23 protein-coding genes are annotated in these 22,227 nt (G+C 67.5%); 16 read left to right on the forward strand and 7 right to left on the reverse strand.

Annotated features, from left to right (window positions below; genetic code table 11):
* Positions 1-72: 72 nt before the first annotated feature.
* The 4 genes from WT97_RS02965 to WT97_RS02980 all read right to left on the reverse strand — a co-directional run bounded on the left by WT97_RS02965 (position 73) and on the right by WT97_RS02980 (position 3,277).
* Complete coding sequence (locus WT97_RS02965) at positions 73-774, reverse strand: GntR family transcriptional regulator (RefSeq protein WP_059506129.1); 702 nt, start codon at positions 772-774, stop codon at positions 73-75.
* A 90-nt stretch (positions 775-864) separates the two neighbouring features.
* A complete protein-coding gene (locus tag WT97_RS02970) occupies positions 865-1,662 on the reverse strand; it encodes an aspartate/glutamate racemase family protein (protein ID WP_060352781.1) in 798 nt (265 codons plus the stop codon).
* Entirely contained in the window at positions 1,659-2,903 is a 1,245-nt protein-coding gene (locus WT97_RS02975) for a D-amino acid dehydrogenase (RefSeq protein WP_059506133.1), read from the reverse strand. Before WT97_RS02975 ends, WT97_RS02970 begins: the two co-directional genes overlap by 4 nt.
* A gap of 23 nt (positions 2,904-2,926) precedes the next feature.
* Positions 2,927-3,277, reverse strand: coding sequence for a RidA family protein (locus WT97_RS02980; protein ID WP_059794321.1), 351 nt, complete (start codon positions 3,275-3,277; stop codon positions 2,927-2,929).
* A gap of 318 nt (positions 3,278-3,595) precedes the next feature.
* Here WT97_RS02980 and WT97_RS02985 point away from each other — a divergent pair, with 318 nt between their 5' ends.
* The 15 genes from WT97_RS02985 to dctA all read left to right on the forward strand — a co-directional run bounded on the left by WT97_RS02985 (position 3,596) and on the right by dctA (position 17,198).
* Complete coding sequence (locus WT97_RS02985) at positions 3,596-4,696, forward strand: ABC transporter substrate-binding protein (RefSeq protein ID WP_059794324.1); 1,101 nt, start codon at positions 3,596-3,598, stop codon at positions 4,694-4,696.
* Between the two features lie 36 nt (positions 4,697-4,732).
* Positions 4,733-5,626 (forward strand): branched-chain amino acid ABC transporter permease, encoded by an 894-nt coding sequence (locus tag WT97_RS02990; RefSeq protein ID WP_060352782.1) that lies wholly within the window; start codon positions 4,733-4,735, stop codon positions 5,624-5,626.
* Entirely contained in the window at positions 5,619-6,506 is an 888-nt protein-coding gene (locus WT97_RS02995; protein ID WP_082741969.1) for a branched-chain amino acid ABC transporter permease, read from the forward strand. Before WT97_RS02990 ends, WT97_RS02995 begins: the two co-directional genes overlap by 8 nt.
* The gene (locus WT97_RS03000) at positions 6,503-7,288 is read left to right on the forward strand and encodes an ABC transporter ATP-binding protein (protein WP_060352783.1); all 786 of its coding nucleotides are present in this window, start codon (positions 6,503-6,505) and stop codon (positions 7,286-7,288) included. Before WT97_RS02995 ends, WT97_RS03000 begins: the two co-directional genes overlap by 4 nt.
* Positions 7,285-8,004 (forward strand): ABC transporter ATP-binding protein, encoded by a 720-nt coding sequence (locus tag WT97_RS03005; RefSeq protein WP_060352784.1) that lies wholly within the window; start codon positions 7,285-7,287, stop codon positions 8,002-8,004. Before WT97_RS03000 ends, WT97_RS03005 begins: the two co-directional genes overlap by 4 nt.
* Positions 8,001-9,398, forward strand: coding sequence for an MFS transporter (locus tag WT97_RS03010; RefSeq protein ID WP_060352785.1), 1,398 nt, complete (start codon positions 8,001-8,003; stop codon positions 9,396-9,398). The genes WT97_RS03005 and WT97_RS03010 overlap by 4 nt, the downstream gene beginning before the upstream one ends.
* A gap of 108 nt (positions 9,399-9,506) precedes the next feature.
* Positions 9,507-10,403 carry a glucose-1-phosphate thymidylyltransferase RfbA gene (rfbA, locus tag WT97_RS03015; RefSeq protein ID WP_059506144.1) on the forward strand — a complete coding sequence of 299 codons (897 nt, stop codon included), beginning with the start codon at positions 9,507-9,509 and terminating at the stop codon, positions 10,401-10,403.
* Positions 10,400-10,981 carry a dTDP-4-dehydrorhamnose 3,5-epimerase gene (gene rfbC, locus WT97_RS03020; protein WP_060352786.1) on the forward strand — a complete coding sequence of 194 codons (582 nt, stop codon included), beginning with the start codon at positions 10,400-10,402 and terminating at the stop codon, positions 10,979-10,981. The genes rfbA and rfbC overlap by 4 nt, the downstream gene beginning before the upstream one ends.
* Positions 10,978-11,862 (forward strand): dTDP-4-dehydrorhamnose reductase, encoded by an 885-nt coding sequence (rfbD, locus tag WT97_RS03025; RefSeq protein WP_060352787.1) that lies wholly within the window; start codon positions 10,978-10,980, stop codon positions 11,860-11,862. The genes rfbC and rfbD overlap by 4 nt, the downstream gene beginning before the upstream one ends.
* On the forward strand, positions 11,859-12,875 hold the full coding sequence (rfbB, locus tag WT97_RS03030) for a dTDP-glucose 4,6-dehydratase (RefSeq protein WP_060352788.1): 1,017 nt from the start codon (positions 11,859-11,861) through the stop codon (positions 12,873-12,875). Before rfbD ends, rfbB begins: the two co-directional genes overlap by 4 nt.
* 369 nt (positions 12,876-13,244) lie before the next feature.
* Complete coding sequence (locus WT97_RS03035; protein ID WP_060352789.1) at positions 13,245-13,688, forward strand: Hsp20/alpha crystallin family protein; 444 nt, start codon at positions 13,245-13,247, stop codon at positions 13,686-13,688.
* Positions 13,689-13,724: 36 nt separating this feature from the next.
* The gene (locus WT97_RS03040) at positions 13,725-14,150 is read left to right on the forward strand and encodes an Hsp20/alpha crystallin family protein (RefSeq protein ID WP_059506302.1); all 426 of its coding nucleotides are present in this window, start codon (positions 13,725-13,727) and stop codon (positions 14,148-14,150) included.
* A gap of 150 nt (positions 14,151-14,300) precedes the next feature.
* On the forward strand, positions 14,301-14,597 hold the full coding sequence (locus WT97_RS03045) for a hypothetical protein (RefSeq protein WP_060352790.1): 297 nt from the start codon (positions 14,301-14,303) through the stop codon (positions 14,595-14,597).
* 311 nt (positions 14,598-14,908) lie between these two features.
* Complete coding sequence (locus WT97_RS03050; protein WP_059506156.1) at positions 14,909-15,832, forward strand: LysR family transcriptional regulator; 924 nt, start codon at positions 14,909-14,911, stop codon at positions 15,830-15,832.
* Positions 15,833-15,866: 34 nt separating this feature from the next.
* Complete coding sequence (gene dctA / locus WT97_RS03055) at positions 15,867-17,198, forward strand: C4-dicarboxylate transporter DctA (protein ID WP_060352791.1); 1,332 nt, start codon at positions 15,867-15,869, stop codon at positions 17,196-17,198.
* 24 nt (positions 17,199-17,222) lie between these two features.
* Here the strand turns inward: dctA and WT97_RS03060 are convergent, their stop codons facing one another.
* On the reverse strand, positions 17,223-18,005 hold the full coding sequence (locus WT97_RS03060; RefSeq protein ID WP_034209133.1) for a substrate-binding domain-containing protein: 783 nt from the start codon (positions 18,003-18,005) through the stop codon (positions 17,223-17,225).
* 51 nt (positions 18,006-18,056) lie between these two features.
* Positions 18,057-19,352 (reverse strand): MFS transporter, encoded by a 1,296-nt coding sequence (locus WT97_RS03065; protein ID WP_059506160.1) that lies wholly within the window; start codon positions 19,350-19,352, stop codon positions 18,057-18,059.
* Positions 19,353-19,676: 324 nt separating this feature from the next.
* On the opposite strand from WT97_RS03065, the gene WT97_RS03070 reads away from it, so the two are divergent.
* Positions 19,677-21,197 (forward strand): diguanylate cyclase, encoded by a 1,521-nt coding sequence (locus tag WT97_RS03070; RefSeq protein WP_060352838.1) that lies wholly within the window; start codon positions 19,677-19,679, stop codon positions 21,195-21,197.
* 94 nt (positions 21,198-21,291) lie between these two features.
* On the opposite strand, the gene WT97_RS03075 is transcribed toward WT97_RS03070, so the two are convergent.
* Complete coding sequence (locus WT97_RS03075) at positions 21,292-22,191, reverse strand: LysR family transcriptional regulator (RefSeq protein ID WP_060352792.1); 900 nt, start codon at positions 22,189-22,191, stop codon at positions 21,292-21,294.
* Positions 22,192-22,227: the final 36 nt, after the last annotated feature.

A 22,227-nucleotide genomic window follows, 5' to 3' on the forward strand; every position in this document is an offset into this window, starting at 1 on the left:
TCGTCGACCGGCCCGCGCTGCCCCGCTCGCGTGCTGCGCGCGAGCGTCGCAGGCGCCGCGGCCGGTCTGGTTTTATTTTGCGTACAGCTTGACGACGCTTGCCTGGACGACGCGCGTGATCTCCTCCATCCGCCAGCGGATATGCGTGTCGGTCAGCGCCGCGCAACGTGCCGCATCGCGTTCCGCAAGCGCGTCGAGAATCTCGAGATGCTCGGTAAACGCCTCGTTGCGTCGCTGATCGACATCGACCCAGCGCACGTAGTGAATCCGCGCGTTGATCCCTTGCAGCACCCGGCCGATCTCTGCGTTGCCCGACAACGCGGCCAGCTCCAGGTGAAACTCCTCGTCCTTGACGACCAGCTCCGACGACGACATCCGCGCGGCATTCTTCATCACCTGCTTCCAGAAGCGTCGCAGCGCCTTGATGTCGTTGTCCGATGCGCGCTCGCACGCGAGCATCGCCGCGGTCGTCTCGATCGAGCGACGTAATTCGAACAGATCGAACACATCCTTCCCCTCCAGTTCCCGAATGAAGAAACCGCGGTTCGGCACGAACACCAGCAGGTTTTCGGCAACGAGCCGGTTCAGTGCCTCGCGAATCGGCGTACGACTCACGTTGAAGCGCTCGGCGAGCTCCAGTTCGTTGAACCGTTCGCCCGGCCGGATCTCGTACAGCACGGCCATCTGTTTCAACTGCTCGTAAATCTCGTTGACCGTGAGGCCCGTGCGCATCGGCGCCGCGGTCTCCCGGCCAGCCATAACGGAAGTCGACATCTCGTCTCCTGGATCCACCTGTTGTCACCGCGCGTCATTATCCACCGGCAGTTCGCCCGCGCGCGTCTTGTTACATGCACGAGCCATGCGTCAGCGCATCAGCAAGCTGCCGAAGCCCGGCACGGGATCGTCGATGCCCGCGAGCCGCAGTGCATGCCACGCGAGCGCGTGATTGCTCGACAATACGGGTTTGCCTGCGCGCGCCTCGATGTCGGCCAGCGCATCGACGATGCGCAGGCTCGTGCACGACACGAACACGGCATCGACGGCCGGATCGGCGGCGAGCGTCAGCACCGCATGCTCGATCGACGCGCGCTCGATGCGGGCGACCTCGTTGTCGTCGCGGTGCTCGAACGAGCCGACCCGCATGATATCGACGCCACGCGCGCGCAGGTACGCGGCCATCGCATCGTTGATCGTGCGCTCGTACGGCGTCAGCAGCGCGACGCCACGCGCGCCGAGCGCCGTCAGCGCGACGCGCGCGGCGGTAATCGGCGTGGTGCACGCGACGCCGGGCCGTGCCTCGCGGATGCGCTCGAAGACGCGCTCCTCGCCCAGCACCATCGACGCCGACGTGCAGCCGAATGCAACGACGTCGAGCCGCTCGCCCGGCCGGATCAACTCGACCGCGGCGCAGATCCCGCCGTCCATCTGCGCGAGCGTCTCGGCCGTGATCTCGGCCGAATTCGCAATCCGGCTTTCGTAGAACGCGACGCCATCGATCGCAAGCAGACGCCGCCACTCGTATTCGATCGTATGATCGGTCGCCAGCACGACGAGGCCGATCGCCGCGCGCCGCGCGATGCCGGCGTCGAGCGAGAAATCGAAGCGGGCGTAGGCGCCGACGCCCGGATCGGACGCCTCGGAGGGTGACAGAAGTTCGCTCATTGCAGGGTCATCCCGGTGATGTCGATGTCGGGCCGCTTGCCGTGGATCAGATCCGCCACGATCTTCGCGGTGCCGCACGACATGGTCCAGCCCATATGGCCGTGGCCGGTGTTGAAAAACAGGTTGCGGTGCCGGGATGCGCCGATGATCGGCGTGCCCTCCGGCGTCATCGGCCGCAGCCCGGCCCAGTACGACGGCTTCGCGTAGTCCGCGCCGTTCGGGAACAGTGCCTGCGCGGTCGCGAGCATGTGCGCGAAATCGTGCGGCGAATGTGTGGTGTCGTAGCCGCTGAACTCGGCGGTCGCCGTCAGCCGCAGCCGGTCGCCGAAGCGCGCCCATGCGACGAGCTGGTTCTCCTCGACGCCGCCGAGCGCGGGCGGCTCGTGCGTGTCGCCGATCGGCAGCGTGACCGAGTACCCCTTGACCGGATAGATCGGCAGCCGGTAGCCGAGCGCGCGCGCGACGAACGGCGAGTACGCACCGAGTGCGAGCACGTATCGATCGCCGGTCACGCGCCCCTGCGACGTCTCGACATAGTCGATCGCATCGGCGCTCGCGCGCACCCCGTCGATCGACGCGCCGAAGCGGAATTCGACGCCGAGCGCGCGGCAGCGCTCGGCGAGTGCGCGCGTGAAGAGGTGCGCGTCGCCGCTCTCGTCGCTCGGGCAATGGATCGCGCCCGCGATCCCGGCCGCCGCGTGGCGCAGCGCCGGCTCGCGTTCGACGGTGGCCCGCGCATCCAGGATGTCGAGCGGCAGACCGTTGTCGGTCAGAATCCGCATGTTCGCGACGCCCCGCTCGAACGACGCCGGATCGCGATACAGGTACAACAGCCCGCCGCTCGTCCGGTCGTACTCGAGCCGTTCGTCGCGCGTCGCCTGCTGAAGCCGCTGCTGCGCGTAACGACACAGCCGCACCTTGATCGACGTATTGCGTCGCGAGCGCTCGGCCGTGCAGTTCTGCAGGAACAGCGCGCACCAGGCCCACATGCGCCAGTCGGGCGTCCATTTGAGCCGCAGCGCCTGGCCGTCGGCAAACAGCGACTTGAAGAGAATCCTGGGCGCGCGCGGCGATGCCCAGGTATACGAATGGCCCGGCGCGATCAGCCCCGCATTCGCGAAGCTCGTTTCGAGCGCGACGCCGTCGCGACGTTCGATCACCGTCACCTCGTCGCCTGCCTTCGCGAGAAAATACGCAGTGGTCACGCCGACGATGCCGCCGCCGAGCACGATTGTCTTCATCGTCCGGTTCTCCTGTCCTGGTCCTAGCTCGCGGCGATCGCCGCGATCTCGACCGTGTACTGCGGAAACGCGAGCTTCGATTCGACGCACGCGCGCGCCGGCGGCTCGCCCTTCGGCACCCACGCGTCCCACACACTGTTCATCTCGGCGAAGCTGCGATAGTCGGCCAGCCAGATGCTCGCGGACACGATCCGGCGCTTGTCGAGCCCCGCGCTTTCGAGCAGCCGGTCGATCTTGTCGAGAATCTGCCGGGTCTGCCCCGCAACGTCGAGCGACGTGTCGTCCGCCACCTGCCCGGCGACGAATGCCAGCCCGCCCGCGACCACCAGCTGGCTCATCCGTTCACCCGCGCCGTATCGCTTGATCTCCACCATCTGACAGCCCTCCAAGGTCGTGTCGAGTTGGGCTGATTTAAGCACTGCAATTCACATCTGTATACACTTTTTTCAGAAATATTCGTCATTGCGCCAGATTGGCGCGCCCGTGCACCACGACTATCCACGCTCTTTATCGGCGTGCATAAATGCATGAAAACAGGGCGATTTTTCTGCAGAAAACAAGAATTCCACGATTCCTCGCAGCGACTTGAAAATTTATTTGCAAACGATTTTTGATCTGTGATTCTGTCGACACTTCTGTATATCAAACCATGCCGCCAACCGTGCGGCCGACCATGCGACGGGAGAACGAAGATGAAGGCAAGTCAGTGGAGTGTCGGTGTCTGGATCGCGCTCGGTGCGCTTGCGTCGGGCGCTGCGCAGGCCGACGTCAGCGTGGGCGCGGTGCTGCCGCTGACCGGCGCGAGTGCGTCCATCGGCGAAGACCAGCGCCGCGGCATCGAACTCGCCGTCGCGCAAATCAATGCGAAAGGCGGGGTGCTGGGCCAGAAGCTCGCCGTGCGCATCGAGGATTCGGGCGGCTCGGCCAATACCGCGCTCGACGCCGCGCGCAAGCTCGCGACCGTCGAACACGTGCCGGTCGTGCTCGGCGAGTTCTCGTCGTCGGTGACGATTCCGGTCGGACAGTTCCTGGTACGTCAGGGCGACGTGCACATCAACATCGGCTCGTCGAGTCAGCAGGTGCGCAAGATCGGCGCGGGCTCGTTCAGCGTGATCGGGCTGGACGACCTGTCCGCGCGCTTCGCCGCGCAGGACGTATACGCCCGCAAGCTGCGCCGCATCGCGCTGATCGCGCCGAACAACGGTTACGGCCAGGGCATCGCGGGCGAATTCAAGAAGCGTTTCGAGGCGCTCGGCGGCACGGTAGTGTCGACCGTGCTCTACACGGAAGGACAATCGACCTATCGCCGCGAACTGGAGCAGGCATCGCGCGCGCAGCCCGACGCGTATGTCTACAGCGCCTATGGCCAGGAGGCCGCGACGCTGAACCGGCAGGCATTCGAGATGCGGCTCAACCAGCATCCGTGGTACGGCATCTACCTGACGATGTGCACGAGCGACACGCCCGCGCAGATCGCGCAAGGCCAGATCGGCCTCGAAGTCGCCGCGCTCGGCGCGGGCGCGAAAGCGTATGCGAGCGCCTATCAGGCCGCATACAACGAGGCGCCGCGCTCGGCGTTCGGCAGCTATGCGTACGACGCGACGCTGTTGTCCGCCGCGGCGATCGGCCGCGCGCAGTCCGTCGACCCGGCGAAGATTCGCACGGCGCTCGCGGCATTGGGCAAATCGTATACCGGCGTGACCGGTGCGATTGCGTTCGATGCGGACGGCCAGCGGGAAGTCCAGCCGTACGAGAAGGTGGTCTACCGCCAATCGGTCGTCGCGCAGCAGTGAACGATCGCCTGCCTGGACGAACCCGAGGACATCGCCATGCTGTCATTCATTGTCGACGTATTGATCCGCACCGCCGATCTGTTGCTGGTGTCGGTCGGCCTGTCGACGCTCTATTCGCTGATCCGTTTTCCCAACATCGCACATGTGCAGTACGCGATGCTGGGCGCATTCGCGACGCTCTGGCTGGAACGCGCCGGGCTGCCGTTCGCGCTCGCGACGGCCGTGTCCTGCGCGCTGGTCGGCACCGCCGCGACGCTGCTGAACCTGCTCGTTTTCGCGAGGCTGCTGCGCTCCGGCAGCGCGGTGGCGATGATCGGCTCGCTCGCGATCTCGATGCTCGCGGTCGCGCTGGTGCTCGGCGTCGCCGGCTCGCGGCCGCAGCAGTATGCGCAGGACGTGCATCCGCCGATGGTGATTGCCGGCGTCGCGCTGTCCGCGCCGCAGCTGGGCTCGATCGCATGTGGCGCCGGCGCGCTCGCGATATTCGCGGCGCTGCTGTACCGCACCGGGCTCGGGCGGGCGATGCGTGCGCTCGCGTCGAATCGCGCGCTGGCGCTCGCGACCGGCATCGACGCGACGCGCGTGACCAACGTGATCACGTTCGCGAGCGGCGTGCTGGCGGCGCTCGGCGGCACGATGCTCGGCGCCACCGAAAGCGTGCATGTGAATCTCGGCTATGGCTTGCTGATCCCGGTGTTTTCCGCGGCGATCCTGGGCGGGCTCGGCAACCCGCTCGGCGCCGCGGCTGGCGCGCTGTTGATCGCGGTGGCCGAAACCGTCGCACTGAACGTCGATTTCGGCGGGCTCGTCGATCGGCCGATGCAATTCTTTCCGGTCGAGTACGTCGGCGCGGTGTCGTTCGCGATCCTGCTCGCCGCACTGATCTTCCGGCCCTATGGCATCTTCGATCGGGAGGTGCGGCGTGTCTAGCTTCGTCATCCATCTGCTGACCGTCGGCTGCCTGTACGCGACGATGGCGCTCGGGTTGAACCTGCAGGCCGGCTATGCGGGACTCGTCAATTTCGGCTTCATTGCGTTCAGCGGGCTCGGCGCGTACGCGGCCGGCATCGCGTCGCAGCTCGGCTGGCCGTTGCCGTCGGCCCTGGCGCTCGCGCTGGCCGCCGCGGGTGCGCTGGCGGTCGTCGTCGCGCGGCTCGGGCGGCAGCTCTCCGCCGACTACTGGGGGATCGCGACGCTCGCGATCGCCGAGATCCTGCGCACGATCGCGCTCAACGAAAGCTGGCTTACCGGCGGCGCGCAAGGCATCGGCGGAATCGCGCCGCTGTTCCCCGGGCTGCGCGCGCCGTGGGCCGAGCTCGCCTTTCTCGCGGTCACGGCTGGCTGCCTCGCGCTCACCTACGCGGCGTACCGGCGCCTGACCGCGAGCCGCTTCGGCCGCGCGCTGAAGGTGATGCGCGAAGAACCTGCGCTCGCGGTCTGCTTCGGCTACGATCCGCTCGCGCTGAAGACTCGTGCATGCATCGCGGGTGCGCTTCCCGCCGCACTGGCCGGGGCGCTCGCCGCGTGGTACATCGGCTATGTCGGGCCGGACGCGATGATCGCGTCCGAGACCTTCGCGCTCTGGACCGTCGTGATGGTCGGCGGCCTCGGCAGCCACCTGGGCGTGCTGGTCGGCACGCTGATCGTGCAGGCCGTCTACGCGCTCGCGCCGTTTCTCAAGGATTGGCTCGACGTCGGCAGCGACCTGACCGGCGCGGTGCGGCTGGGCCTGGTCGGCGTGATGCTGCTCGCGTGCGTGCTGTGGCGGCCGCACGGGCTCGTGCCCGAACGCCTGGAGGTGCGGCCATGAGCGCGCTGCTCGATCTCGACGGCGTGACGATCCGCTACGGCGAGAACGTCGTCTTGTCCGGGGTCACGCTGTCGGTCGACGGCGGCGAGATCGTCGGACTGCTCGGCCCGAACGGCTCCGGCAAGAGCACCGCGCTCAACGCGATCACCGGCTTCGCGCCGCTCGCGGCGGGCGCCATCCGCTTCGACGGTCAGCGGATCGACACGCTGTCGCCGCACAAGATCGCGCGGCTGGGCGTACGCCGCACGTTCCAGTTGCCGTCGATGCCCGCGCGCATGTCGGTGCTCGAACTCGCGATGGCGGCTTCGTCCGTCCGCCACGGAATCGCCGCCGCCCTCTGGCGCGGCCGTGCGACGCGCGCGCTCGATGCCGATACTCGTGCACGCGCCGCCGCGTTACTGGACGAACTGAAACTGTCCGGCGTCGCGCACCTTGGCGCCGCGTCGATTTCCGGCGGTCAGAAGAAGCTGCTGGGCATCGCGTGCGCGATGATGACCGAGCCCAAACTGCTGCTGCTCGACGAGCCGACCGCCGGCGTGCACCCGAACCTGCGCGGCGAATTGATCGACGAGTTGCAACGGATTCGCAAACAGGGCGTCACGCTGGTCGTCATCGAGCACGACATGCATTTCATCCGCGAGCTGTGCGACCGCTGCGTCGTACTCGACCGTGGCGTGACGATCGCGAACTGCCGGCCGGCCGAGCTGGAGCGTAACCGTCGCGTACTCGACGCGTATCTCGGGCGTGCCCACGCCGCCCCTCGTCCGCTGGAGGCGTCATGATCGACGTGCGCGAACTCGTCGCCGGCTATACGCCTGAAGTCGACATCCTGCATGGCGTGTCGCTCACGGTCGGCGCCATCGACATCGTGACGATCCTCGGCCCGAACGGCTGCGGAAAATCGACGCTGCTGAAGTCGATCGCGGGCTTCGTGCTGCCGCGTTCGGGCAGTGTGACGATCCAGGGCACGGACGTGGCACGCGTGCCGGTTCATCGAAAGATCCGCGAGTACGGGATCGGCTTCGTGCCGCAGACCGACAACGTGTTCGCGTCGTTGACCGTGCGGGAAAACCTGATGCTCGGCGGCCAGTCGATGTCCGCGTTTCCGCGCGAGGCACGGATCGACGAGCTGTGCGAGCAGTACCCGGTCCTGCGGCGTCGCTACCGGTCGCTCGCGGGCGCCTTGTCCGGCGGCGAGCGGCAAATCGTGTCGCTCGCGCGTGCACTGATGCCGCGCCCGATGTTGCTGCTGCTCGACGAGCCGTCGGCCGGCCTGTCGCCGAAGATGGTCGACGAGGTGTTCGACGCGATCGTCCGGATGCGCGACACCGAGCACATCGGCGTGCTGATGGTCGAGCAGAATGCGATCGAGGCGCTGCGCATCGCGGATCGCGGCATCGTGCTGACGATGGGGCGCGTCGCGCTCGAAGGCCCCGCGGCCGCGTTGCTCGACAGCGACGAGATGCGACGCCTGTACCTTGGCGGGAGAGCCGCATGAGCGGCGGGAGCGCCACGCCGGCCGCCGGCGCATACCCATCCGTCGCGGCGCGCCCCGTGCTCGTGATGGTCGCGCTCGCGTGCGGCTTCGTGATGGCCATGCTCGACGTAACCATCGTCAACGTCGCGCTGAAGGCGATGGAAACCAGCCTGTCGATGTCGCTGACCGCGCTGGTGTGGGTCGTCGATGCGTACACGCTCAGCTTCGCCGCGCTGCTGCTGCTCGGCGGCGCGCTCGCGAACCGCTACGGGTCGAAGGCCGTCTACGTCGCCGGCCTCGCGCTGTTCGTCGGCGCATCGGTGCTGTGCGCGGCCGCGCAGTCCAGCGGCGCACTGGTCGCGGCGCGCCTTGCACAGGGGGTCGGCGCGGCGCTCTTCATGCCGAGCTCGCTGAGCCTGCTCACGCTCGCGTTCCCGCCGGGGCCGATGCGCACGCGGATGATCGGCATCTGGGGCGCGCTGGTGTCGGCCGCGATGGCGCTCGGCCCCTGCGTCGGCGGCGTACTGGTCGACGCGATCGGCTGGCGCGGCATCTTCTGGGTGAACCTGCCGGTCGGTGCGGCCGGCCTGTGGCTCACGTACCGGCATATCGCGCGGGCGCCGCGTCATCCCGGCCCGTTGAACGCGCTCGGCCATCTGTTCGGCGCGCTCGCGCTCGCCGCGTTAAGTTTCACGCTGATCGAAGGGCCCAGCGCCGGCTGGCGCTCGCCGTCGATCGTCGCCGGCGTGGCCGCGACGTTGGCCGCCACCGCGGCATTCGCGTTGCGCGAGCGCTACGCGCACTCGCGCATCCTGTCGCCGGCGCTGCTTGCGAACCGGCGTTTCGTCGCGGGCAGCATGCTGGGCCTCGCGATCAACTTCGGCATTCTCGCCGAGATCTTTCTATTGAGCCTCTATTTGCAGAACGTGCGCGGCGCGAGCGCGCTCGTCACCGGATTCGAGCTGTTTCCACTGATGGCGATGTTCGGCATCGGCAATCTCGCGTCCGCGAAGGTCAGCGCCCGGCTCGGCACGCGCCGCACGCTGCTCGTCGGGCTCGCGCTCGCCGCGCTCGGCAGCGTGGCGCTCGTCGGCGTCTCGGCGATGCCGTATCCGGTGCTGGCCGTCGCGGTCGGCCTCGCGAACTTCGGCGCCGGGCAGGCCATTCCGGCGATGAATCTCGTCGTGATGCAGTCGGCCGATGCGGCGGACGCGAACCTTGCCGCCGCGTCGCTGAACGCGAGCCGGCAGATCGGTTCGCTCGTCGGCATCGCGATCGCGTCGGTGATCCTGCACGTGATCGACGACCCGGACCGCGCGACGGCCGCCGGCTTCGCGGTGATCGCCGCGTTGTACGCGTTCGGCTTCGCGATCGTATTTCGCGCGATTCACGCCGGGGGGGCCGAGCAGCCGTAGCCGGGCGCGCACGGTATCGACGGCCATCGGGCGCAGTCGGTGCAATCGAAGCATTCGGTGTATTCCGCGTATCACGCACGCATTTTTCCTCTTGCAGCGAGGGACCTCATGCAAACAGCGATTGGCCGTAAAGGACTGATTCTGGCGGGCGGCTCGGGCACCCGGCTCCATCCGCTCACGCATTCGGTATCGAAGCAATTGATGCCGGTGTACGACAAGCCGATGATCTATTACCCGCTCAGCACGATCATGCTGTCCGGCATCCGCGACGTGCTGATCATCTCGACGCCGCGCGATCTCGACGCGTTCCAGCAACTGCTCGGCGACGGCAGCCAGTGGGGCATGAGCTTTTCGTATGCGGCGCAGCCGAGCCCAGACGGTCTTGCGCAGGCGTTCGTGATCGGTGCGCCGTTCATCGGTCGCGACGCGGCGACGCTCGTGCTCGGCGACAACATCTATCACGGGCCAGCGCTGTCGTCGCTGCTGCAACAGGCCGCCGCGCGGACGACCGGCGCGACCGTGTTCGGCTATTACGTGCGCGATCCGGAGCGCTACGGCGTCGTGTCGTTCGACGCGGATGGCCGCGCGATCGACCTCGAGGAGAAGCCGCGCGAGCCGAAGTCGAACTATGCGGTCACCGGCCTCTATTTCTACGACAACGACGTCGTCGAACTCGCGAAGGCCGTGCGACCGTCGGCGCGCGGCGAACTGGAAATCACCGATCTGAATCTCGCGTATCTCGCACGCGGCGCGCTGAATGTCGAGATCCTCGGGCGCGGCTACGCATGGCTCGACACCGGCACGCACGAATCGCTGCTCGACGCGGCCAATTTCATCCAGGTGATGCAGGCACGGCAGGGCCTGCAGATCGCGTGCCCCGAGGAAATCGCGTACCGGCTCGGCTGGATCGATGCGGAGCGGCTCGAAACGCTCGCCCACAAGCTCGCGAAAAGCGGGTACGGCCGCTATCTGCTCGATCTGCTGAGCAAGGAGGTCGCGGCATGACACGCGTGATCGAAACGCCGTTGCCCGGCGTGCTGGTGATCGAGCCCGGCGTGTTCGGCGATGCACGCGGCTTTTTCGTCGAAAGCTTCCGCGCAAGCTGGCTGCGCGACGCAGGCGTCGACGCCACCTTCGTCCAGGACAACCAGTCGCGCTCGCGTCGCGGCGTGCTGCGCGGGCTGCACTACCAGCGGGTGAATCCGCAAGGCAAGCTGGTGCACGCGGCGCGCGGGGCGGTGTACGACGTCGCCGTCGACATCCGGCGCGGCTCGCCGTTTTTCGGCTGCTGGTTCGGTGCGCGGCTCGACGACGTATCGCACCGGATGCTATGGATTCCGCCCGGCTTCGCACACGGCTTTTGCGTGTTGTCCGACGAGGCCGACTTCGCGTACAAGTGCACGCAGTACTACGATCCCGATTCGGATGCGGGCGTGCGCTGGAACGATCCGGAGATCGGCATCGACTGGCCGGATGCCGGCGCGCCGTATCAGCTGTCGGACAAGGATCGTCGGCAGCCTCCGCTCGCCGAGCTGGCCGCCGGCGCGCCGGCGCTGCTGCCGGCATACGGGGAGGCGCGATGACGATCGTCGTGACCGGCGCGCTCGGCCAGGTCGGCCGCGAACTGGTGCTGCGCGCGGGTCGGCAGCCGCTCGTCGGGCTGTCGCGCGCCGCGCTCGACATCGCCGATGCAGGTGCGGTGCGCCGCGCGCTCGACGAACACCGGGCCTCGCTCGTGATCAATGCCGCCGGATGGACCGCCGTCGACCGCGCGGAGGCCGAGCCCGATGCAGCCTGGCGCGCGAACCGCGACGGGCCGGCCGTGCTGGCCGACGCGTGCGCCGCGCTCGGCATTCCGTTGATTCATCTGTCGACCGACTACGTGTTCGACGGCCGCATGCCCGGCCCGTATGCGGAAACCGCCGCCGTCGCGCCGCTCGGCGCGTACGGCCGGAGCAAGCTCGCGGGCGAGGAAGCGGTGCGCGAGCGGCTGCCCGACCGTCATCTGATTCTGCGAGTCGCATGGGTGTTCGGCGCGCACGGCAGCAATTTCGTGCGCACCATGCTGCGCCTGGCGCGCGAGCGCGAGGTCGTCGGCGTCGTCGCCGATCAGTACGGCGGGCCGACGCATGCCGGTGCGATCGCCGACGCGCTGCTGACGATCGCGGCGCGATACCGGGCCGGCGAAGGGCTGCGCTGGGGCACCTATCACCTGTGCGGCACGCCCGTGACCACGTGGCACGGCTTCGCCGAAGTGATCTTCGCCGGTGCGCGGCGCACCGGCCTCATCGATCGCGTGCCGTGGGTCCGGCCGATCCGGACCGACGCCTATCCGTTGCCTGCGCCGAGACCGGCGAATTCCGCGCTCGACTGCAGCCTCCTGCGAGAACACTTCGGGGTCGAATCGCCTTCGTGGATCGCGGGTCTCACCGAAGTGTTTGCCACCTGGAAGCGAACCACATGAGCTATCGACCGAAACATGTTCTCGTGACGGGCGGCGCCGGTTTCATCGGCGCCAATTTCGTTCGTCATCTGCTCGAAAGCGATCCGCAGCTCAGCGTGACCACGCTGGATTTGCTGACCTATGCGGGCAGCCTCGACAATCTCGGCGACGACTTGCCGGGCGCCGATCGTCATCGGTTCGTCCTCGGCGACATCTGCGACCGACCGCTCGTCGAGTCGCTGCTGCGCGACCATGCGATCGACACCGTCGTCCACTTCGCGGCCGAAAGCCACGTCGACCGCTCGATCGACGGTCCCGGCGAATTCGTCCGCACGAACGTGCTCGGCACCTGGACGCTGCTCGATGCGTGCCGCCAGCTGTGGCTGAACGATCAAAAACTGGGCAAGGCCGACGCTCACGCGCGCCGCCGCTTTCACCATATCGGTACCGACGAGGTGTACGGCTCGCTGGGCCCCGACGACCCGCCGTTTTCCGAAACGACGCCGTATGCGCCGAATTCTCCGTACTCGGCCACCAAGGCAAGCTCGGATCATCTCGTGCGCGCCTATTTCCATACGTACGGATTGCCCGTCACCACGACGAACTGCTCGAACAATTACGGGCCGCGCCAGCACGGCGAGAAGTTCATTCCGACCGTGATCCGTCATTGCATCGAAGGCACCGACATCCCCGTGTACGGCGACGGCGCGAACGTGCGCGACTGGCTGTACGTCGACGACCATTGCCGCGCGATCGATGCGGTCATCCGGCGCGGGACGGTCGGCGAGACCTACACCGTCGGCGGCTGCAACGAATGGCGCAACGTCGACATCGTCGCGCTGATCTGTACGCTGCTCGACGCGCGACGGCCCGAATACGCGCCGCATGCGCGCCTCGTGCGGTTCGTCACCGATCGCGCGGGTCACGACCGGCGCTATGCGATCGACGCAGGGAAGCTCGCCCGCGAACTGCAATGGCGGCCGGTGGAGAGCTTCGAAACGGGGATCGTGAAGACGCTGGATTGGTATGTATAGGGGCGGCGGCGCACGGCACGTCGATGTCGCGCCGAGCTTCTGAGCGAGGCCGATAGGCAAGCCCGGTTGCTGCGGCGCCCGAGAATCTTTCGATTTGAAAGCTTGGTATGCGGCCCGCCGGCTACGACTCTGCGCTGCCCGTTCGACGACTGAATGCAATCGGCGCGAAGGTCGACCGGGCTGGGCCGGAATGACGCCCTCCCCCCTTGAAATTCACTCGACGTATCCTATTTTAGGTATCGCTCAAGGCAGTCGCGGTTGACGCGCTGCGTGTTTCGATTTGTTAGTCAGCGAGCTTCTCGCGGATGGACGAACTGGAGCGCGTGGTCCGGTTCGTCCCCTCGCAGGGGGGCACAACAGGAGCCAGTCATGAGCGATATCTTCTTCCCCACCGACCTGCTGGCGGAATTCGACCGCCTGCAACGGCAGATGGCGAGCATGTTCACGGGCTTGCCAGCCAGTCTGCGCGCCCCGCGGCCCGGTGCATTTCCTCCGGTCAATATCGGCAGTACCGACGACACGGTCGAGATCGTTGCCTTCGCGCCGGGGCTCGACCCCGCGAAAATCGACATCTCCGTCGATCGCCGGCTGCTGACGATCAGCGGCGAGCGCACTCCCCCGGACGACGGCACGACCGACGACGAGCGACGCGTCTACGCGAACGAGCGGTTCATGGGCGCGTTCCGCCGCGTGGTCGAACTGCCGCAGCACGCCGACCCCGACAAGATCGAGGCACGCTATACGAACGGCTGCCTGACGATCAGCGTCGGCAAGTCGGAAGCATCGAAGCCGCGGGCGATTACCGTCCAGTAAACAGCACGACGTCACGAACGCATGACGGAGGACATCATGAGTGACACGAACACGACCGAACTGACCACCCGTGCGGCCGATACGCGAACGGCCGTGACGAACCGTGAATCGGCTCAGCGCGACACGCCGCGCACGCGGATTGCGCCAGCCGTCGACATCGTCGAGGATGCGCACGGCATCACGTTGTACGCGGACCTGCCGGGCGTGCCGCGCGACAAGCTCGACGTCCGCGTGCACGACGGCAGCCTCGCCATCGAAGCGGAGGCCGTCGTGCCGACGCCGGCGGGCTTGCGCCTGCAGCACGGCGAAGTGCAGCATCCGCACTTCTCGCGCGCATTTACGCTGAGCGCGGATTTCGACGTGTCGCGCATCGACGCGCAACTGCGCGACGGCGTGCTGAAACTGAGCATCCCGCGGCGCGAGGAAGCGAAGCCGCGGCGGATCGCGGTGACGGCGGGGTAAGTGGACGCGCGGGAGCGTTTCGTCAACCCGCGGTGCGCGCGCTTGCGCCGCGTCGACCGTCGGGTGGACCTCCCGCGCTTACGCTCGCGGCGCAAAGTGCTGCGCCGGCGAGTCGCCGCACATGTCGCATTTCAGTGCAGGAGGCATCCGATGCATACCCACACGACGGTCGAACATGGCGGATATGCGGTCCGGGCCGTGGTGACCGACACGGAGACGGGCCGCTATTCGGCGACGGCGATCCTCATGGATCGCGACGGTGAAACCCGGGCGCTCGGCGTCGACGGCGACTTCGCCGATACCCGCGAAGCGTGCGACCAAGCGCTCGAACTCGCTCTCGCATGGATCCAGCGGCGGTCGGTCGTGTCGGACCGTTATGTGAGACGAAATCGAGCCGCGCCGAGCTGCGCTTTGCGTAACGTACCGCGCGTACGCCGACAAGCGTGACGCGGATTGCGGTTGCTATCGGCGACGGCCCGGCTGCCACGCCAGCGCATCGGGGTGCGGTGCGCGAGCAGCCCGGTCGCTCGCCGACGCTCGAACCGCCGCGCACCGGTATTTGACGGCCCGACGCTCGCCAATGCCGGCATGCGCCCCGTCGCGGCCGATTCCCGACCGCTTCGCATCGATCGATTACCCGAGCCGCGACCTGATCGAAACGGTAATCGTATTCAACGCTGCCGCCCGGACGACGCGCCACGCATGGCGTGGACGGAATCATGCACAATGCTGCCCATCTGAGTGGTGGAGAGAGACCGGTGGGCATCAATTTCGATTTGACCGACTTGCAGGCGTTCCGTGCGGTCGTGGAAACGGGCAGTTTCCGCAAGGCCGCCGAAGCGGTCAGCCTCTCGCAGCCTGCGCTGAGCCGCCGGATCGACAAGCTTGAAGACGCGCTCGGCGTGCGGCTCTTCGAGCGCACCACGCGCCGCGTCGCGCTCACCACCGTCGGCCGCGTGTTCGCGCAGAGCGCCGAACAACTGCTCGACGATCTCGACGCCGCGCTGCTCGGCATCCGCGACGTGTCGTCGAGCCGCCTGGGCCATGTGACGATCGCCTGCGTGCCGTCGGTCGCCTACTACTTCCTGCCGCCCATCATCGCCCGCTATCATCGGCGCTTTCCGCGCATCCGGGTGAAGCTGCTCGACGCCGGCGCCAACGAGGTGCTCGGCGCCGTGATCAGCGGCGAGGCGGATTTCGGCGTGAGCTTCATCGGCAGCCAGGAGGCGGAGATCGAGTTCAAGGTGCTGCTCCAGGAACGATTCGTCGCCGCGTGTCGCCGCGACCACCCGCTCGCGCGCAAGAAGCGCGTGACCTGGAACGAACTTTACGAACACGATTACGTATCGGTGGACAAGACTTCCGGGAACCGCCTGCTGCTCGACCAGGCATTGGCCGCCGTCGCGCCGCGCAAGCCGAGCGTGTGCGAGGCGCGCCACGTCACGACCCTGCTCGGGATGATCGAGGCGGGGCTCGGCGTCGCCGCGGTGCCGTCGATGGCGATGCCGGGCCACGACCACCCTGTCCTCACGAGCGTGCCGCTCGTCGAGCCGGCCGTGAAACGGCGCGTGGGCATCGTCAAGCGGCGCGGGCGCTCGCTGACACCGGCCGCCGAGGCGTTTCACCGGATGATCGTCGACGCGAAGCGCGGCGACGCCGCCGGCAGCGGCGCATCGGCATGACGACGACAGAACGGAAACGAAGGAAGACGGCATCGTGAGGTGGGCCCGGCTGTTCAAATCGCTTTACGTGCAGGTCCTGCTCGCGATGATGCTCGGCATCGGCATCGGTCACGTGTGGCCGACGGCGGGCGCGATGCTCAAGCCGTTCAGCGACGCCTTCGTCGCGCTCGTGAAGATGACCATCGCGCCGATCGTCTTCTGCACGATCGTGTCGGGCATCACGTCGTTGTCGAACGGGCGGGCCATCGGCCGCACGATCGTGCGGGCGCTCGCGCTCTTCTATCTGTTGACGGCCGCCGCGCTCGCGTTCGGGCTCGTCGCCGCGTACGTGCTGCAACCGGGCGCCGGCATGCACATCGACGTCCATCATCTGGATGCGAGCATCCTGGCGCCGTATGCGAAGCATGCGGAGCCGCGCAGCCTCGTGGCGTTCGCGCTCGGCGTGATTCCGGAGACGATGCTCGGCGCCTTCGCCACCGGCGAAGTGTTGCCGGTGCTGCTGCTGTCGCTGTTGTTCGGCTTCTCGCTGAATGCGCATCCGCACGCCGCCCGGCCCGTGCTCGCGCTGATCGACGGCATCGCCCAGGTCGTCTTTCGCGTACTCGCGATGATCATGCGGCTCGCGCCGCTCGGCGCATGCGGCGCGATGGCGTTCACGGTGGGCCGCTTCGGCATCGGCTCGGTCGGCTCGCTCGCGAAGCTGATGATGTCCTTCTACGTGGCTTGCGCGCTGTTCGTCGCGCTGGTGCTCGCCCCGCTCGCGCGACTGCACGGCTTCGCGCTGTGGCGGCTCTTGCGCTACCTGCGCGAAGAGTTGCTGATCGTGCTCGCGACGTCGTCCACGGAGCCGGTCCTGCCGCGCCTGATCGTCAAGCTGGAAGCGCTCGGCTGCGACAAAGGCGTCGTGGGGCTCGTGCTGCCGGCCGGCTATTCGTTCAATCTGGACGGCACCGCGATCTATCTGACGCTCGCGGCATTGTTCATCGCGCAGGCCTGCGACGTCCCGCTTTCCGCGCCGCAGGTCGCGACGATGCTCGCGATCATGCTGCTCACCTCCAAGGGGGCGGCCGGCGTGTCCGGCAGCGGGCTCGTTGCGCTGATTGCGACGCTCGCCGTGATGCCCGACCTGCCCGTCGCCGGGGTCGCGCTGCTGGTCGGCATCGATCGCTTCATGTCGGAGGCGCGCGCGCTGACCAGCGTGATCAGCAATGCGTGCGCGGTGATCTTCGTGTCGTCGTGGGAAGGCGCGTGCGACCGGTCGCGTCTCGTGCAGCGGCTCGCGGCGGCCGGGCCGTCCTTGCCGGACGGGGCCGATGAAGACAGTGCCGCGGCAGACGGCGGCGGTCGTGACGGGAAGACGATCTGATGCGCGCCCTCCCGTCGATCGGGCTCAATGCGCGGAAACGGAATCCAGGCCGGTCGATTTCACGTCGGCCTGCACGTCGGGCGACGCAAGATAGTCGAGCAGCGCCTTCGCTTCCTGCGGATGCTGCGCGCCGACCGGGATGCCGGCGGCGAAGCGCGTGACGGACTGCAGCGATTCGGGGATCTTGCCGACGAAGGTCGCGCCCTTGACGGGCAGCAGCTCGCTGACCTGCTGGAAGCCGATTTCGTAGTCGCCGTTCGCGACGACCGACGCCACCGGAATCCGCGGAATCATCTTCGCCTTCGACTTCACCTGCTCTTCGATCCCGAGCTTCTTGAACAGCTCGCGTTCGATATACACGCCGCTCGCGCTGTCCGAATAGGCGATCGATTTCGCGTGCAGCAGCACTTGCTTGAGGCCATCGGCGGTGCTGATGTCGGGCTTGGCCGCGCCGTCGCGCACGACCATGCCGATGCGCGAGTCGGCCAGCTCGACGCGGGATTCGGGGATGACCTTGCCCTGCTTGATCAGATCGTCGAGCGCGTAGCCGACCATGATCACGGCGTCGGCGGGCTCGCCGCGCGCGAGCCGGTTCGGAATCGCTTCGGGCGATTTGCCCATCGACGGGCCGAGCGCGGTGGCGAGCGTATTGCCCGTCGTGGACGCGAACCGCGGGCCGAGCACCTTGTAGGCGGCGGTGAAGCCGCCCGAGCTCATCACGTGCAGTTCGGCGGCCTGTACGTTGGCCGCGACCGCCGCGGTGGCAACGAGCGCGGTCGCGCAGAATTTCAGGAGCAGGTTTCTCATGGTCGTGATCGTGCGGATGGGTGTGAGTGAACGTTCCGGATGCGCTCGACGTCAATGCGCGGGCGTCAACGTCGCCGTGCGATGACGATAGAGCGCGAACGTCGCGAGCAGCGCGCACACGGCGGCGAAGCTCATCCAGTAGCCGGGTGCGGCCTTGTCGCCCGTCGCGTGAATGAGCGCGGTCGAGATGGCCGGCGTGAAGCCGCCGAACACGGCCGTCGCGAGGCTGTACGCGAGCGAGAAGCCCGCGACGCGCACCTGCACCGGCATCACTTCGGTGAGCGCGACGACCATCGCGCCGTTATAGACGCCGTACATGAACGACAGCCAGAGCAGGACGAGCAGCATGTTGGCGAACGACGGCGCGTGAGCGAGGAACGACAGCGCCGGGTAGGCGGTCACGACGGTGAGCATCGTCATGCCGACCAGCAGCGGCCGGCGGCCGATCCGGTCGGACAGCGCACCGCCGATCGGCAGCCACACGAAGTTCGACACGCCGACGCAGAGCGTCACGAGCAGGCTGTCGGCGGTGCTCAGATGCAGCACCGTCTTGCCGAAGGTCGGCGCGTAGACGGTGATCAGATAGAAGCTCGTGGTGGTCATCGCGACCAGCATCATGCCGGCGATCACGACGCCCCAGTTCTGGGCCAGCGTACCGAACACCTCCTTCATGCCCGGACGATGCTTGCGGGCCTTGAATTCCTGGGTTTCCTCCAGGTTGCGGCGCAGCAGGAAGATGAACGGCACGATCATGCAGCCGACGAAGAACGGCACGCGCCATCCCCACGCGGCGATCTGCGATCCGCTCAGCCACTGATTGAGCGCAAAGCCGAGGGCCGCGGCGATGACGATCGCCACCTGCTGGCTGGCCGATTGCCAGCTCGTGAAAAAGCCCTTGCGGCCTGGCGTCGCGAGCTCGGCGAGATAGACCGACACGCCGCCCAGCTCGGCGCCTGCGGAGAAGCCCTGCAGCAGCCGGCCGATCAGCACGAGCACGGGCGCGAGCAGCCCGATCGTCGCGTAGCCCGGCACGAACGCGATCAGGATGGTGCCGCTCGCCATGATCGACAACGTGACGATCAGGCCCTTGCGGCGGCCGACCTCGTCGATGTACGCGCCCAGCACGATCGCGCCCAGCGGCCGCATCAGGAAGCCGGCGCCGAACACGGCGAAGGTCATCATCAGCGACGCGAACTCGCTTTGCGCGGGGAAGAAGACGTTGGCGATCTGCGTGGCGTAGAAGCCGAACAGGAAGAAGTCGAACTGCTCGAGAAAATTGCCGGCCGTGACGCGAAAGATCGCGGCGGCCTTCGAGCGTTCGGCCGGAAGGCGGGACGAGGGATGCATCGGGGTGTCTCCTGAAAATCCTGGAATACGCGGGAGGGGCTGGTCGATTGTCGTTTTCCGGCATGTTGGCGCGGGATCGATCAAACGATAAGTGCAATTTTTGGAATGATTGATGCAGTAGCGTTATCAATCTACGCGATCCGCGCGAGTCCGGGCCGTGCTCGGGCCGTATCGCCGCACGGCCGCACACGTTTGCGTCGCCGAGTCAGGCCGGATCGTCGACGGGCGGTCATGCCGGCCTCGATTTTTCGTTAACCGTGCCGTTAACCGGGATTGGACCCGCGCCGGCGCACGTGCAGCCGGCATCTCAAAACGAGCCCGAGCATGCCCGCATTCACTTCGATCGAGAAAATCGCCGACTGGGCCGGACGCCACCCGTTCGTCGTCGGCGCGTTGGGCACGCTGATGTCGCTCGCGATGCTCGCGATCAGCGCGGTGACGCTGTGGGTGGCGCGCAGCGAAGTCGTCGAGCATGCGCACGAGACGTCGCGCAACGTCGCGGCCGTGCTCGCGAGCCAGATCGCGAGGACGGTCGAAACGTCGAACAACGCGTTGATCGCGCTGGCGGCCGACCTCGGCAAGCCGGCCGTCCAGCGGATGGACGCCGGGCTGCGGCACGACCTGCTGTTCGAGCGAACCGCCGCGCAATACGTGACCGGCATGGGCGTGACCGACAGGCACGGCCGGCTGATCGACGGATGCTGCAGCACGACCCACCGGTGGGACTTCGCCGATCGCGACTACTTCAAGGTCCATCGCGATGCGGACGACGTCGGGCTCTACGTCTCCCAGCCCTATCGCGCACGCTCGCGCGGCGGCAAGGAATCCATCGCGCTGTCGCGGCGCATCGAGCGGCCGGACCATGCGTTCGACGGGATCGCGGTCGTCGCCGTCGATCTCGCTTACTTCGAGCAGTTGCTGTCCCGCCTCGACGTCGGGCCGAACGGGGTCAGCGCGATCGTGCGCGCGGACGGCACGATCCTCGCGAGAAACCCGTCGTTGAACGATGGCCAGATGAACCTCCTGCGTCGCTCGACATCCTTCAAGCGGATGGTGAACAGCGAATCGGGCTTCTATCCCGCGCGCTCGAGCATCGACGGCATCGTGCGGTTGTATACCTATCAGCGGATACCGGGCACGCCGCTGATCGCGGTCGTCGCGCCGGCCGAGAGCGACGTGCTGGCCGGCGTCCGGCGCCTGTCGTGGACGGTCGGCGTATCGGCATCCGTGATCGGCGCATCGTTCTGCGCGGCGGTCTGGCTGCTTGCCTTCGCATTGCGGGACAACTTCCGCAAGCAGACGCTGCTGACCGATCTCACGCGTACCGACCCGTTGACCGGACTGCGCAATCGTCGCGCGCTCGATACCGCGCTGGCCGACGAATGGGCGCGACTGCAGCGCGGCAGCGGCGGCAGCCTGTCGGTGCTGTTCATCGACGCCGATCACTTCAAGCAGTACAACGACCGGCACGGGCACGCGCAGGGCGACACCGCGCTGCGCTTTCTCGCCGAATGCATCCGCACGCATACGCGACGGCGCGGCGACCTCGCCGCGCGCTACGGCGGCGAGGAGTTCGTCGCGGTGTTGCCCGATACCGACGAAAACGGCGCCGCGCAGGTGGCCGACGCGATTCGCCGCGAGGTGGAACGCAACCGGCTCGACGGGTTTGCGGAGACCGTTCCGGATTTCACGGTCAGCATCGGCTGTGCGACCGGTCGGCGCGCGCGGCATGCTTCCGTGCACGCGCTGACGCATCAGGCGGACATGGCGCTCTATCGCGCCAAGCGCGAAGGCAGGAACCGCGTGTGTTACGCGCAGACGGAGCCGGTCGCGCAGCCGGCGTGAAGGCCCCGGTTCGAGTCGGGACGGACGACGGCACCGCTCGTGCCGATTGCGCCGGCATCCCCGTCAGGACATCGCTGTCGCGACCGCGGCCGTTTCACTGCCCGGGTTCGATATACGCCGCCAACTCTTCCGGCTCGCCCGACGGAAACGCGTCCTTCAGGTGATCGAGAAACGCGGACACGCGCGCGCTCAATAATCGCCTCGACGGATACAGCGCCCACAGGGCGATATCGGACCCCGGCACGTCGCCCCAACTGACGAGCGCGCCGGCGGCCAGGTCGCGGCTCACGAGCGATATCGGCAGGCATGCGGCGCCCAAGCCGAGGCGGACCGTATCGCGCACCATGACCAGCGACGACAGCCGCGCCACGGGATCGACCGGTATGCGCGCCAGCCCGGCCGGGCCCGTGATCTCCCATACGGCGCGCGTGTCGTGCGCGCCGCGAACCACGGCCGGCGCAGGTGCGTCGCCGCTCGGCCGCGCCAGTTCGGGCGTCGCGACGACGACCAGCCGGTCGCGCAGGATCACGCGCCCGATCAGGCTCTCGTCCGGGTCCGGATTCACGCGGATCACGAGGTCGTACCCTTCCTCGATCATGTCGACGGGCCGATCTTCGGTCGTCACCTCCAGCCGGACGTCCGGGTATCTCAGCGCGAACGTCGCCACCAGCTTCCCCATCGCGAACTGGGAAAACAGCATCGGCGCGCTGATCCGCAGCCGGCCGCGCGGCCGCTCGCTCCCCGCTGCGATCGCCGACGCGCTGTCGGCCAGCTCCGCGAGCAGCGCGCCCGTCCGCTCGTAGAGCGCGCGCCCTTCCTGCGTGAGCTTCACGCCGCGCGAGCCGCGCTCGAACAGGCGCAACGACAGACTGTTCTCCAGTTCCGCCACGCGGCGCGACAGCGTCGCCTTCGGGCGATCCGCGACCCGAGCGGCCTCGCCGAAGCTGCCATGGCGGGCGACGAGATTGAAATCGGCGAGAGCGAGCAGGTCCATGTGTTCCACCAGTGAGACGCCATGTCTATTTATCAC

Origin of the sequence: Burkholderia sp. MSMB1459WGS (assembly GCF_001534535.1) — a bacterium.
In the GTDB taxonomy this organism is placed as follows: domain Bacteria; phylum Pseudomonadota; class Gammaproteobacteria; order Burkholderiales; family Burkholderiaceae; genus Burkholderia.

Excerpts from the sequence above, each read along its gene's own strand:
- WT97_RS02970 (WP_060352781.1), bottom strand. The coding sequence starts at position 1,662 with ATGAGCGAACTTCTGTCACCCTCCGAGGCGTCCGATCCGGGCGTCGGC.
- WT97_RS02980 (WP_059794321.1), bottom strand. The coding sequence starts at position 3,277 with ATGGTGGAGATCAAGCGATACGGCGCGGGTGAACGGATGAGCCAGCTG.
- WT97_RS03045 (WP_060352790.1), top strand. The coding sequence starts at position 14,301 with ATGCATACCCACACGACGGTCGAACATGGCGGATATGCGGTCCGGGCC.
- WT97_RS03040 (WP_059506302.1), top strand. The coding sequence starts at position 13,725 with ATGAGTGACACGAACACGACCGAACTGACCACCCGTGCGGCCGATACG.
- WT97_RS02975 (WP_059506133.1), bottom strand. The coding sequence starts at position 2,903 with ATGAAGACAATCGTGCTCGGCGGCGGCATCGTCGGCGTGACCACTGCG.
- WT97_RS02965 (WP_059506129.1), bottom strand. The coding sequence starts at position 774 with ATGTCGACTTCCGTTATGGCTGGCCGGGAGACCGCGGCGCCGATGCGC.
- WT97_RS03070 (WP_060352838.1), top strand. The coding sequence starts at position 19,677 with ATGCCCGCATTCACTTCGATCGAGAAAATCGCCGACTGGGCCGGACGC.
- rfbC (WP_060352786.1), top strand. The coding sequence starts at position 10,400 with ATGACACGCGTGATCGAAACGCCGTTGCCCGGCGTGCTGGTGATCGAG.
- WT97_RS03060 (WP_034209133.1), bottom strand. The coding sequence starts at position 18,005 with ATGAGAAACCTGCTCCTGAAATTCTGCGCGACCGCGCTCGTTGCCACC.
- WT97_RS03035 (WP_060352789.1), top strand. The coding sequence starts at position 13,245 with ATGAGCGATATCTTCTTCCCCACCGACCTGCTGGCGGAATTCGACCGC.
- WT97_RS03065 (WP_059506160.1), bottom strand. The coding sequence starts at position 19,352 with ATGCATCCCTCGTCCCGCCTTCCGGCCGAACGCTCGAAGGCCGCCGCG.
- rfbB (WP_060352788.1), top strand. The coding sequence starts at position 11,859 with ATGAGCTATCGACCGAAACATGTTCTCGTGACGGGCGGCGCCGGTTTC.
- WT97_RS03005 (WP_060352784.1), top strand. The coding sequence starts at position 7,285 with ATGATCGACGTGCGCGAACTCGTCGCCGGCTATACGCCTGAAGTCGAC.
- WT97_RS02990 (WP_060352782.1), top strand. The coding sequence starts at position 4,733 with ATGCTGTCATTCATTGTCGACGTATTGATCCGCACCGCCGATCTGTTG.
- rfbA (WP_059506144.1), top strand. The coding sequence starts at position 9,507 with ATGCAAACAGCGATTGGCCGTAAAGGACTGATTCTGGCGGGCGGCTCG.
- WT97_RS03000 (WP_060352783.1), top strand. The coding sequence starts at position 6,503 with ATGAGCGCGCTGCTCGATCTCGACGGCGTGACGATCCGCTACGGCGAG.
- rfbD (WP_060352787.1), top strand. The coding sequence starts at position 10,978 with ATGACGATCGTCGTGACCGGCGCGCTCGGCCAGGTCGGCCGCGAACTG.
- WT97_RS03010 (WP_060352785.1), top strand. The coding sequence starts at position 8,001 with ATGAGCGGCGGGAGCGCCACGCCGGCCGCCGGCGCATACCCATCCGTC.
- WT97_RS03075 (WP_060352792.1), bottom strand. The coding sequence starts at position 22,191 with ATGGACCTGCTCGCTCTCGCCGATTTCAATCTCGTCGCCCGCCATGGC.
- WT97_RS02985 (WP_059794324.1), top strand. The coding sequence starts at position 3,596 with ATGAAGGCAAGTCAGTGGAGTGTCGGTGTCTGGATCGCGCTCGGTGCG.